An 11461-nucleotide genomic window follows, 5' to 3' on the forward strand; every position below is an offset into this window, starting at 1 on the left:
CGCCCGGAGAGGCCGCCGCCGAAGCCGCCCGCGAGGCGACCTGGGCCCAGGCGGACGGCCCGAGGGCCTCCAGCCAGAGGAGGACGGCGAGCGACGAGGCGAACGAGCGCCGGACGGAGCTCATCCCCGTAATTGTAACGCCCGCCGTCCGGCGATGATAGGAGCGTTGGACCCAGCCCTCCGTGGGCCGAAGGGCTTTCCGGACCCGCGAGTCCGGGATCGCCCGGCGTCACCGGGATCTTTTATTAATGTCAACGGGCCTCAATCGACTTCGCGCCCGCCCAAGTCTTATCCTGCGTGACGGGAAAACGGCCGATGGGCCGCAGACTGAGAACACGGAGGAACCAATGCCTGAAGTCATCAAGAGCAAGAAAGTCGTCGCGATCGAGTACCCGCGCCACGCGGAGACGATCGCGTCGAACGATTACACCTTTCGCGTCGCCGCGATGCCCGGCGTCAAGACCGTCGAGGTGTCGGTGAACGAAGCCGCCTGGAAGCCCTGCCGTCCGAGCGGCGATTTCTGGTGGTACGACTGGTCCGGCTACGGATCGGGCGAGCACGGGGTCGCGGCGCGCGTCCAGCTCTCCGACGGACGGTACCTGACGACCGAGAACCGGTTCTTCACGGTCGAGCTCGCGAACCACGCGGCGGCGAACTGCGGCGAGCGCCGGACGCTGTCCCCCCGGCAGGCCCGCCAGTTCCTCGGCCGGCCGGACGCGCACGAGCGCCTGTCCCACAAGCACGTCGTCGTCGTGCCCAACCAGCCGGCCGTCGTGCGCCGCCTGACCCAGGTGCTCTCGCAGGAGGGCGTCAACATCGACAGCCTCCTGATCGAGAGCGCGGGGGACGTCGCGTCCTTCCGCTTCCTCCTCGAGGAGGAGAGCGGCCTGCGCGAGACCCTCGAGGGCGAGGGCTTCCACGTCGTCGACGACAAGGTGTTCCGCCTGGACCTGCCCAATCGCCCCGGCGAGATCGACCGCCTCACCCGGAGCCTGATGGAGCAGGGCGTCGCGCTCCGCTACCTGTACGGGACGTCGCACGGCGAGACGACCAAGGTCGTCTTCGCGGTCGATCGCCCCGAGGAGGCGGTCCGCGTCGTGAAGGAGCTCGACCGGCGCGCCGAGGCCGTCGCGGCCTGACGCCGTTCCCGCAAGACGAAAAAGGGGTGCGTTCCCGGACGGGAACGCACCCCTTACTCGCTATCAGAAGCGGACGGCCGCGCTGTGGCTGGCGTCCTCGACGTTGCGCTCCACCAGGGGCCAGTCCACGTTGGCGAGGAACGCTTCGACGTACGCCGCGCGCCCGCCGGCTCCCGCGTCCACCATGTAGGCGTGCTCCCAAACGTCCATGACGAGGATCGGGATGAATCCCGCCGGGTGGCCGACCTCGTGGTCGCCGATCCAGTGGTTCGTCAGCGCGTGCGCCGACGGGTCATAATAGAGGATCGCCCAGCCCGCCCCGCGCATGTTCCCGACGGCGGCGAACTCCCGCAGCCAGGCGGCGTAGCCGCCGAACGACTCCTTCATCAGCTTCGTCGTCTCGGCGCCGTCGCCCGGGGGCTTGCACCCGCTCTTCAGGATCCCGAAGTAGTGCTCATGCAGGATCATCCCGTCGTACTCGAACCCCAGCCGCCGCTTGAGCTCCGCGAACTCCGGCCCGAAGCTCTTCTTCTCGCGCATGGCGGCGAGCTTGTCGTTGAGGAGGTTGACGTTCTTGACGTAGCCTTCGTACAGCGCCCAGTGCTGGCTGATCTGCTCGTCGCTGATCCCCGTCAGCCGCTTCGGCCGCAGGTCCGTCCGGACAGCATATGCGTGATTCATCGAGGCCTCCATGCGTCCGCCCTCACGATAGCAGGAACCCTCCGACGCGGCCCACGGCGGCCGCGTGAAGGTTCGATGGCCGCCCTTTGACGCGGCGCGCGTTGTCGTTATGATAATATTCACCGTGCCCGCTCAGAAGCTCCTGCCGGAGAGGATCGGTCCGTCGGAACGCACCGCCGGCGTCATGGCCGGGACCTACGCCGCGGCGGCGGGCGTCTGGATCGTCGCCTCGGACCGGCTCCTGGGCTCGCTGCCGGCCGACGTCTCGACGCTGACCCGGCTGCAGACGCTCAAAGGCTGGTTCTTCGTCGCCGCCACGGCCCTGCTCTTCTTCATCTTCATCCGCCGCGCGCTCGAGCGCATGCGGCTGACGGCGGAGCGGCTGAGCGCCAGCGAGGAGAAGTTCCGCACCCTCGTCGAGCGCTCCCTGGCCGGGATCTACGTCATCCAGGACGGGCGCTTCGCCTACGTCAACGCGCGCTTCGCGAACATCTTCGGCTACCGGCCCGAGGACGTCGTCGGGCGCCTCTCGGTCGACGACCTCGTCTCCCCGGGCGACCGCGCTTTGGTCGCCGAGAACCTGCGCAAGCGGGTCTCCGGGGAGATCCTCTACATCAACTACCAGTTCAGGGGCGTGCGCGCGGACGGCGCCCCCGTCGACGTCGAGGTCGCGGGAGAGCAGACGACGGTCGGCGGCCGCCCGGCGGTCATCGGAACCCTCCTCGACCACACCGAGCGCAACCAGCTCCAGAAGCAGGCCCTGGAGACGCAGAAGCTGGAGACGCTCGGCCTTCTCGCCGGCGGCATCGTCCACGATTTCGGGAACGTCGTCGGGGCCATCACCGGCCACGCCGAGCTCATGGAGCTCGAGCTGCCTCCCGGGTCGGACGCCCGCCGCAACGCCGAGGAGATCCGGGACTGCGCCGTGCAGGCGTCGATCCTGACCCGCCAGCTCCTGACCTTCAGCCGCCGTCAGAAGCTGGAGGCGGTCCCCGTGGACCTCAACGCCGCCGTGCGCGACTGCGCGGCGATGCTGCGCAGCGCGGCCGGCCCCGCCGTCCGCCTCGACCTGAACCTCGAGGACGGCCTCGGCTCGGTCCGCGCCGCGCCCGGGCAGATCGAGCAGGCGCTGATGAACCTGGTCATCAACGCCCGCGACGCGATGACCGGCGGGGGCGTGGTCGCGGTCGCCACGCGGCGCGGCGCGCTCAGCGTCCCGGGCGGGCCGGACAGGCCCTGCGCGATGCTCAGCGTCCGCGACACGGGCACGGGCATGGACCGGGAGACCCTGAGCCGCGTCTTCGAGGTCTTCTTCACGACGAAGGCCCAGGGCAAGGGCACGGGCCTCGGCCTGCCCACGGTCCAGCGCATCGCGGAGAACGCCGGCGGCCGCGTCGAGATCGACAGCTCCCCCGGGATCGGCACCACGGTGCGGGTGCTGCTCCCGCTGGCCGACCCCGTTATCCTATAATCCACGGACCATGGCCACCCCCCTCAAGATCGCGATCTGCGGAGCCTCGGGAAGGACGGGCTCGCGCGTCGCCGCCCTGGCCGCGACGGACCCGCGCTTCCACCTGCTGGCGCGCGTCGGCCGCGCCCAGGCCGCCGAGTTCGAGGACGAGGCCGGCGCCTGCGGCGCGGTGATCGACTTCACCACCCCCGATTCCTGCGTCCGGTTCGCCGCCGCGTGCGGCCGGAGCGCGGTGCCGTTCATCACCGGGACCACCGGCCTGTCCGTCGTCCAGCGCGCCCAGGTCGCCTCCGCCGCGCGCAAGACCGCGGTGTTCATGGCCCCGAACTTCAGCCGCGGCGTGACCATGCTCCTGCTCCTCGCCGAGGAGGCCGCGCGCCGCCTGCCCGGCTACGACGCCGCGATCGTCGAGACGCACCGCAACGGCAAGAAGGACGCCCCCTCCGGCACGGCCCTGCGCGTCGCCCAGGCCGTCAACGAGGGCCGCGCGTCGGCCGACCCGGTGCCGACGGCCTCCGTGCGCGTCGGCGGCGTCGTCGGCGACCACGCTTTGACCTTGGCCGGGCCCTTCGAGCGCCTCACGCTCTCCCACATCGCCGAGTCCCGGGACGCGTTCGCGCTCGGCGCCCTCGAGGCGGCGCTGTGGACCGCGCGCAAGAAGCCGGGCCTGTACGACATGCTCGACCTGATGGGGCTGAGATGAGGCTCTGGAGATCCTGGGTCGAGCTGTTCGAGGAGGAAGGCCCGGAGACCCCGCGCTTCGATCCGGTCCACCTCGCCGTCGTGTTCGTCGCCTGCCAGGCCGCCGTCGGCATCGTGTTCTGGCTGCTGTGGACGGCGATGGTCTACGAAGGCGGCTTCGGCGCGGGCGAAGGGAAGCTCGGCAACTTCCTCGCCTTGGCCCTGATCGCCGCGATCGTCGAGGCCCTGCGGCGCGCCGACGGGCGCCGCGAGCGCAAGGGCAAGTGAAGCCGCGCCGGGCGCTGCTCCTGCTCGGCGCGAACCTCGGAGACCGAGCCGCGGCCCTGCGCCGCGCCGTCGCGGGGCTGGACGCCCTCGAGGGTTGCCGCGTGCTCAGGGCTTCCCGGGTCTACGAGACCGCCCCGGTCGGCCCCAGCGACAAGCCCTACCTCAACCAGGCGGTCGCGCTCGAGACGACGCGCACCGCGACCGGCCTGCTCATCGAGGCCAAGCGGCTCGAGGCTCTCGCCGGGCGGCGTCCCGGCCTGCGCTGGGGCGCCCGCGCGCTCGACGTGGACCTCGTCTCCCTCGGGCGGGAGCGCGTGCGCACGCCCTGGCTCACCGTCCCGCACCCGGCCGCGGCGGGCCGCGCCTTCGCCCTGACGCCGCTGCGGGACATCGCCCCGTCCTTCAAGCCGGACGGCCGCCGGACCGTCGCCGCCCTGCTCGCGGCTATGAAGCCGGACCCTCGAATTGTTAGACTCTGGCGGAATGGCCGATAAAACGAAGCCCGCCTCCTACGCCGGCGCCGTGAAAAGCGTCACGGTCTCCACGCTCCTCGACATGAAGCGCAAGGGCGTCAAGATCGCCATGCTCACCGCCTACGATTTCCCGACCGCGCGCCTGGCCGAGGAGGCCGGCGTGGACGTGATCCTCGTCGGCGACTCGGTCGGCATGACGAAGCTCGGCTACGAGAGCACCTTGCCCGTCACCATCGACGAGATGGTCCACCACGTCAAGGCCGTCAAGCGCGGCCTGTCCCGCGCCCTGCTCGTGGCCGACATGCCCTACCTCTCCTACGAGATCGACCTCAAGGAGGCCGTGCGCAACGCCGGCCGCCTCTTGAAGGAAGGCGGCGCGCACGCCGTCAAGGTCGAAGGCGGGATGGAGGTCGCCTCGACGATCAAGGAGTTCCTGAAGATCAACGTCCCCGTGTTCGGCCACCTCGGCCTGACGCCCCAGGCCGTCAACCGCCTCGGCGGCTACAAGGTCCAGGGCCGCAGCCCCGAGGCCGCGGAGAAGATCCTCACCGAGGCGAGGATACTCGAGGGCGCCGGCTGCTGCGCCGTGGTGCTCGAGTGCGTGCCCGCCGACCTCGCCAAGGAGATCACCAAGCGCCTGCAGATCCCGACCATCGGCATCGGCGCCGGCCCGCACTGCGACGGCCAGGTGCTGGTCAGCGACGACCTGCTGGGACTCACCGAGGCGGGCCCGACCAAGTTCGTCAAGCGCTACGCCGACCTGCGCGCGCAGTCGCTCAAGGCGATCGGCGACTACTGCCGCGAGGTCCGCGACGGGTCCTTCCCCGGCCCCGAGCACTCCTTCACCTCCCAAAAATGATCTGGCTGGCCGCCGCGATCCTGCTCGCCGCCGCCGTCTACGCCCTGTGCTGGTGGGGGGCGGGCATCATCCTGCATCCGCCGGCGATGTCCCCGATGTGGATCTTTCCGGAACAATTCGGGCTCCGCTACGAAAAAATCTCCTTTCATACGCGCGACGGCCTGGAGCTCAAGGGCTGGTTCATCCCCTCGCTCACGGGCGACAAGCGCACCATCGTCATGTGCCACGGCTGGGGCGACAACAAGGGCGAGCTGCTCAAGCAGACCTACTTCCTCAACGAGAACGGCGGCTTCAACCTCATGTACTTCGACTTCCGCTCCCATGGCGAGAGCGAGGGCGAGATCACGACCATCGGCGGCCTGGAGACGATCGACTTCGACGCGGCGATCGAATGGCTGAGGAAGGCCAAGCCGGCCCTCGCCGATTCGATCGGCGTGTTCGGGCTGTCCATGGGGGCGGCCGTGACCGTCGCGTCCCTGCCGAAGCATCCGGACCTGCGCTGCGCCGCCGTCGAGAGCCCCTTCTCCGACTACCGCACCGTGATCAAGCGCTGGGCGTGGAACAACATGAAGCTCCCGTATTATCCGCTGGTCGCGATCACGCTCTTCATCCTGCGCTCGCGCGTGAAGAACCCCGAGATCGACCAGTTCAACCCCGTCGAGTCCGCCCCGAGGATCTCGCCGCGCCCCCTGCTCGTGATCGGCGGGGAGTTCGACCGCTTGATGACGCCCGAGGACGTGAAGAAGGTCTTCGACGCCGCGCGCGAGCCCAAGCAGCTGTGGATGGTCCCCAAGGCCTGGCACGCCAAATGCCGCGAGGCCGCGGGCATGGAGTACGACACGAGAGTGGTCGGGTTCTTCTCGAGGAATCTTTGACCCTGATCCCCGTCGTCCGGACCAAGAAGGCGCTGGCGGGACTCGTCGCCGGCTGGCGGCGCAAAGGCCTCGGCGTCGGGTTCGTGCCGACGATGGGCGCCCTGCACGCCGGTCACGCGGCGCTCGTGAAGCGCTCGGCCGCCGAGAACGACCGGACCGTGGTCTCCGTCTTCGTCAATCCGCTCCAGTTCGGCCCGAACGAGGACTACGGCCGGTATCCCCGCGCCCTGCCGGCGGACCGGGAGCTCGTCGCCGCGGCGGGCGCCGACGCCGTGTACGCGCCCTCGGCGGAGGAGATGTATCCGAAGGGGTTTCGCACTCACGTCGAAGTCGAAGGCCTGTCCGACCTCTACTGCGGGAAGTATCGCCCCGGCCATTTCCGCGGCGTCGCGACCGTCGTGCTCAAGCTCTTCAATCAGGTCCGGCCCGACCGCGCCTATTTTGGAGAAAAGGACTGGCAGCAGGTCCGCATCCTCGAGACCATGATCCGCGACCTCGACATGGCCGTGCGACTCGTCCGCGTCCCGATAGTCCGCGAGGCCGACGGCCTGGCGATGTCGAGCCGCAACGCCTACCTGTCCCCCGCCGAACGCCGCGCCGCCCCGGCCCTGCGGGCGGCGCTGGAAGCGGGCAGGAAGGAAGCGCGCCGCCCGAACTCGCGGCCCGAGACCGTCGGCGCCTCCGTGCGCCGCGCTTTGGCCGGCACCGGCCTGAAGCTGCAGTACGCCTCCGCCCTGGACGGCCGGCTGCTCGCCGCCGCCTATCTGGGGAAAACGCGATTGATTGACAATATCCAACTCTAAAGTTACTATAACCACTCAATGACGCAAAAAGGTCACGGCCACGAAAAGACGCCCCCCTCGAAGCCTTCCTATAAGAGGCAGCAGTACTGGGTCGACGCCCCCCTCCAGCTCCAGATGGTGGGATTCGTCGTCCTGTTGATCTCCGCCAGTCTCCTCCTGACCGCGTTCTCCGTTTTCCGCGGCGTCCAGGAGTCCTCGATCGCCTCCCGGCAGATCTTCCATTCCATCGAGTGGATCAAAGGCGCCCTGCGCGCGCCGCTGCTGCTCGCGTCGGCCATCTCCCTGCTGGCCGGCGGCCTCGTCACCTTGTTCTGGTCGCACCGCTTCGCGGGCCCCCTGCGCGTGATCTCCGCCGGCATCGCCCGGGTGAGGCACGGCAACCTCGCCGTGCCCGTGCGCGTGCGGACCACCGACGCCCACCAGGAATTCGCCCGGGAGTTCCAGCTCATGCAGGACGAGCTGCGCAAGATGATCGCCGCCGACCGCGCGCACCTGGCCGAGGCCGTCACCTTGCTCGAGGCGGTCGAGAAGAACGCGCCTTCGGAGGACGTCTCCAAGGCCCTCGACCACCTGCGCCAGACGTGCGCGAAGTACCATATTTGAAAAAAGTCACTTTACTCGCGGTCCTTCTGGTGTCCCCTGCGCTCGGCGCCGACATGCCGGCTCCGAGCGCCCCGCTCGCCCTCCTCACTGAGTCCTTCGGCGAGCCCGGCGTCGAGACCCTCGCCGCGCGAGGCGTCCTCGTCCTCCACGGCAAGCCCGGCGCCCGCCGCCTGGCCGCCGTCCACTGGAAGGCGTTCGGCGCCCTCTCGCAGGCCGCCTCGTCCTGCCTCGCCTTGACGGCCGCCGCCGACGCCCTCGGCCGCGAGCCCGAGCCCGCCGGCCCCGACCTGGGCCTCGGCGCCTGCCGCGCCCTTCCTCTCGACGGCGCGGCGACCCCGTCCCTCCACGCGCTCGCCTCCCTGCTGCAGGCCGGCCACGAGGAGCGATGGGCCCTGAAGCAGGCGAACGCCTCCCTGTCGGGAGCGCCCGGACGCCCGAATCTCTTCGACACCGCCTGGGGCAAGGACCTGATCGAGCGCCGCCACGCCGACGCGCTGGAGAACCCCGCCGCGCTGGCCAAGACGATCTTCGACGAGCTGCTCGCCGGCCCCCGCCCCGAGAAGGACGCCGCGGCGCTGTTCGCGGCCGAGGCCGCGGCCCGCGGCGCGACGGCCCCGGAGACCCTCATCGCCTACGACAGCGCGCACGGCGCCCTGTCCGAGGAGCTCAAGGCGCAGATGCGCCGCACGATCTCCAACGAGCGCCGCCGCTGGGCCGCCGCCAAGGCGCGCGCCGCCGCCGCCGACCTCCTCGGCAAGGCCTCCGTGAAGAAAGAGCTCGAGGACCTTCGCGTCATCGCCAAGGCGATGTCCTCGCGCCCCAACCTGCCGTCCGACCTGGAGGCCGCCGCCGGCCGCGCCGCCCCGGCCTCGGCCGCGGCGAAGCTCCGATCCGCCGGCCTTCACCGCCAGGAGCCGACGCGCCTCGGCCAGCACGAGCTCGGAGACGAGGCGGTCGTCTCCGGCGCGTATTGGGTCGACGGCCTCAAGGAGAACGAGTCGGCCGACATCGACGAGAGCCTCGTCGTCGAGACCGAACGCGGCTTCGCCTCCGTCGAGACGCGCACGAACAAGCGGAAGAACGGCGGACCTTACCCCTTCGCGCGGACCGTCAAGATCACGGAGCCCCGTCCTTTCGCGGTCCTGTCCTTGGCCTCGGCGGCGGGCTTCCCCCTCTCCGAGCGGGTCGAGGTCCCCCTCGCCCGCGATTTCGAGCTCGCGCTCCTCAAGGAGTCCGAGGCCGCGGGCCTGCGCGCCGCCTGCCGCCCGAAGGACGCCGAAGCGGCCTACGCCGCGCTCGAGGCCCTGGTCGCCGAGCCGGCCAAGGTCAAGCCGCAGTACAAGAGCCTGGCCGAGCGGGCGCGCAAGGCCCGCGAGGCGGCTAAAGCCGACGGCGAGCTCCTGCTGAGGCGCGACGAGGCCCTGATCCTCGCGCGGGCCGACTCCGCCCCGCAGCTGTGCAGGTACGACTCCGCCCGCGTCGAGGAGGCCATCAAGCTCGCGCAGCGCCTGCCCGCCGGCTGCGACCGCGACCTGCCCGAGCTCCACGCCCTGCGCGCCACGATCAAGAGGCGCGCCGCCGATCAGGCCTGGTTCCTGAAGGCCTCCTCCGAGGCGCGCTCCAAGAGCAGGTCCTGCCGCCTCGACGACGCCCGCGCGCGCTGGTCCGAGGCGCTCGCCGCCCTCGAGGCCGATCCGGGCGCCCGCTGCGGCAAGGTCGCCGAGGAGGAGACCGTCGCGAAGACCGATTTCGCCGGCCTCACCCGCGACATCGCCTGGCGCGACGAGCTCGGCCGGTCCCTCGCCAAGGCGGAGGCCGAGACGTCGCCGGCCCGCCGCCTGGAGATCCTGCGCCCGGTGACCTCCCGCCTCGGCGCGCTGAACGCGAGCTGCTTCGGCGCCGAGTCCAAGCGCGCGGCGGCCCTGTCGCTCGCGGCCTCGAAGGCCCTCACGGCCCCGTCCGAGAGCGAGGCCGCCCGCCGCCTGCCGTCCGAAGGCGCGCTCGCCTCCATCGTCGACGAGGTCCGCGCCGAGCGCGCGCGCCGCCTCGAGGCCGCCGGCGCCGCCGAGAAGGCCGCCCTGGAGGCCGCCGCCCCCGCGGCGGCCCCGAAAGCCGCGGCACCCGTCCCCGCGGCCGCGCCCAGGCCTTCCGCGAAGAAGCCCGCGAAGCGACCGACGCGAAAATCGAAGGAGGCCGAGGCGAAATGATGCGACTGCTCTCTCTCGTCTTGATCGCCGCCGCGGCGTTCCCCGCGAACGCCGCGAGCACGCGCCCGGCCTCCAAGCGCCCCGCGCGCAAATCCTCTCCCGCCAAGACGGCCCCCGCCAAGGCGGCTCCCGCCAAGACGACCCCGGCCCCTCGCGAGGAGGCGCCCGCTTCGTCTCCGGTCGCCCTCGATGAGATCGCCCTGTTCGGATTGGGCGCGGACCTCGCCTCCCAGGACGGAGCGCTCCTGGTCTCCTTCGTGCGCCCCGGCTCGCGCGCGGAGAAGGCCGGCCTCAAGGCCGGCGACCAGGTGCTGCGCGTCGACGGCTCCGTGTCGACCCGCGCCAAGACCGCCTCCGCCCTTCGCTCCTGGACGCCCGGCACGCGCCTGCCGGTCATCGTCCGCCGCGGCCTCGAGGTCGTCACGCTCGAGACCGCCGTGGTGCCGCCGGCCCGCGACTACGCCCGCGGCGACAAGGACCTGTCCGAGCACGAGAGGACCCTGGCCGCCGAGCGCTCCAACCAGGCCGTCGCCGACGGCCGCGCCGTGGTCAAGGCCGTGGGCCCGCTCACCGTCGCGGTCCGCGCCGACCAGGGCCTGTGGGTCCGCTTTCCCAAGGGCCTGCCCGCCGGCCTCAAGAAGGGCGACGAGACCGCCGCCGAGGCCTCGACCGGCCTCACCGTGGACGCCTCCCTCGACTTCCTCGCGGTGCCCCCCGGCTCCAAGCTGCGCGCGCGCGTCATCGACGCCGTCGACGACGGGCAGACCCGCACGGTCCGCCTCGCCTTCTACGCCCTCGACCTCGCCGGCGGCGGGACCTACACCACCCTCGGCCACGCCACCGCCGTCTCCGGCGACCAGCGCATGGCCCGCGTCGCCCCCGGCGGCACCCTCGTCGCGGCCGCCCCTCTGCCCGACGCCAAGCGCCGCGCCCTGGAACCCGTCCTCGACGCGGACGCGCGCCTGCGCGTGAAGCTCCTCGAGCCGCTCGTCATCGACGAGCCGCCGTCCTACTGGCGCGCGGGCCCCGGCCTGTGGGTCAAGACCGTCGAGGACGGCGGACGCCGCCGCTTCGAGGTCACGCACGCGATCGCCGGCCGCTCGGCGGAGAGCGCGGGCCTGAAGGTCGGAGACCGCCTCGACGCGATCGGCGGCAAGCCGGCCGAGAAGATGGACTTCGCCGAGGCCGTCGACCGCCTCTACGGCAAGCCGGAGTCCGACGTCGAGGTCTCCGTGCTGCGCGGCAAGAGCCAGCCCCTCAAGCTCAAGCGCGGCATGCGCTGGACCGGCGGGAAGTCGACGCCGGTGCCGCTCGCCTACAACGCCCAGTAGCGGGAACTCGCGCCGGTGCGTCCCCCGACTGTTTCCGGAAACAGTCGGCT

The 11461-nt window shown here is 71.3% G+C and carries 12 protein-coding genes; 11 read left to right on the forward strand and 1 reads right to left on the reverse strand.

The genetic code is table 11. The features are described from left to right. The first annotated feature begins 347 nt into the window (after positions 1-347). The gene (locus tag HYV14_03045; protein MBI2384971.1) at positions 348-1139 is read left to right on the forward strand and encodes a hypothetical protein; all 792 of its coding nucleotides are present in this window, start codon (positions 348-350) and stop codon (positions 1137-1139) included. A gap of 63 nt (positions 1140-1202) precedes the next feature. Here HYV14_03045 and HYV14_03050 read toward each other — a convergent pair whose 3' ends face one another. Next, positions 1203-1820, reverse strand: a complete 618-nt coding sequence (locus HYV14_03050; protein ID MBI2384972.1) for a superoxide dismutase — start codon at positions 1818-1820, stop codon at positions 1203-1205. A gap of 124 nt (positions 1821-1944) precedes the next feature. On the opposite strand from HYV14_03050, the gene HYV14_03055 reads away from it, so the two are divergent. From HYV14_03055 to HYV14_03100, 10 genes are read left to right on the forward strand one after another with little or no spacing between them, the layout of a single operon-like run. Next, the gene (locus HYV14_03055) at positions 1945-3291 is read left to right on the forward strand and encodes a PAS domain S-box protein (protein ID MBI2384973.1); all 1347 of its coding nucleotides are present in this window, start codon (positions 1945-1947) and stop codon (positions 3289-3291) included. 10 nt (positions 3292-3301) lie between these two features. Further along, complete coding sequence (gene dapB, locus HYV14_03060) at positions 3302-3994, forward strand: 4-hydroxy-tetrahydrodipicolinate reductase (GenBank protein ID MBI2384974.1); 693 nt, start codon at positions 3302-3304, stop codon at positions 3992-3994. Continuing rightward, positions 3991-4260, forward strand: coding sequence for a hypothetical protein (locus tag HYV14_03065; protein ID MBI2384975.1), 270 nt, complete (start codon positions 3991-3993; stop codon positions 4258-4260). Before dapB ends, HYV14_03065 begins: the two co-directional genes overlap by 4 nt. After that, complete coding sequence (gene folK / locus HYV14_03070) at positions 4257-4754, forward strand: 2-amino-4-hydroxy-6-hydroxymethyldihydropteridine diphosphokinase (GenBank protein ID MBI2384976.1); 498 nt, start codon at positions 4257-4259, stop codon at positions 4752-4754. Before HYV14_03065 ends, folK begins: the two co-directional genes overlap by 4 nt. Further along, the gene (gene panB, locus HYV14_03075) at positions 4744-5592 is read left to right on the forward strand and encodes a 3-methyl-2-oxobutanoate hydroxymethyltransferase (protein MBI2384977.1); all 849 of its coding nucleotides are present in this window, start codon (positions 4744-4746) and stop codon (positions 5590-5592) included. Before folK ends, panB begins: the two co-directional genes overlap by 11 nt. Further along, entirely contained in the window at positions 5589-6467 is an 879-nt protein-coding gene (locus HYV14_03080) for an alpha/beta hydrolase (GenBank protein ID MBI2384978.1), read from the forward strand. The genes panB and HYV14_03080 overlap by 4 nt, the downstream gene beginning before the upstream one ends. After that, on the forward strand, positions 6401-7270 hold the full coding sequence (locus HYV14_03085) for a pantoate--beta-alanine ligase (protein MBI2384979.1): 870 nt from the start codon (positions 6401-6403) through the stop codon (positions 7268-7270). Before HYV14_03080 ends, HYV14_03085 begins: the two co-directional genes overlap by 67 nt. 18 nt (positions 7271-7288) lie before the next feature. Beyond that, complete coding sequence (locus tag HYV14_03090) at positions 7289-7873, forward strand: hypothetical protein (GenBank protein MBI2384980.1); 585 nt, start codon at positions 7289-7291, stop codon at positions 7871-7873. A 29-nt stretch (positions 7874-7902) separates the two neighbouring features. Beyond that, a complete protein-coding gene (locus tag HYV14_03095; GenBank protein MBI2384981.1) occupies positions 7903-10080 on the forward strand; it encodes a hypothetical protein in 2178 nt (725 codons plus the stop codon). Further along, entirely contained in the window at positions 10077-11411 is a 1335-nt protein-coding gene (locus HYV14_03100; GenBank protein MBI2384982.1) for a PDZ domain-containing protein, read from the forward strand. The genes HYV14_03095 and HYV14_03100 overlap by 4 nt, the downstream gene beginning before the upstream one ends. Positions 11412-11461 lie beyond the last annotated feature (50 nt).

Source organism: Elusimicrobiota bacterium (assembly GCA_016182905.1).
Taxonomy (GTDB): Bacteria; Elusimicrobiota; Elusimicrobia; order UBA1565; family UBA9628; genus GWA2-66-18.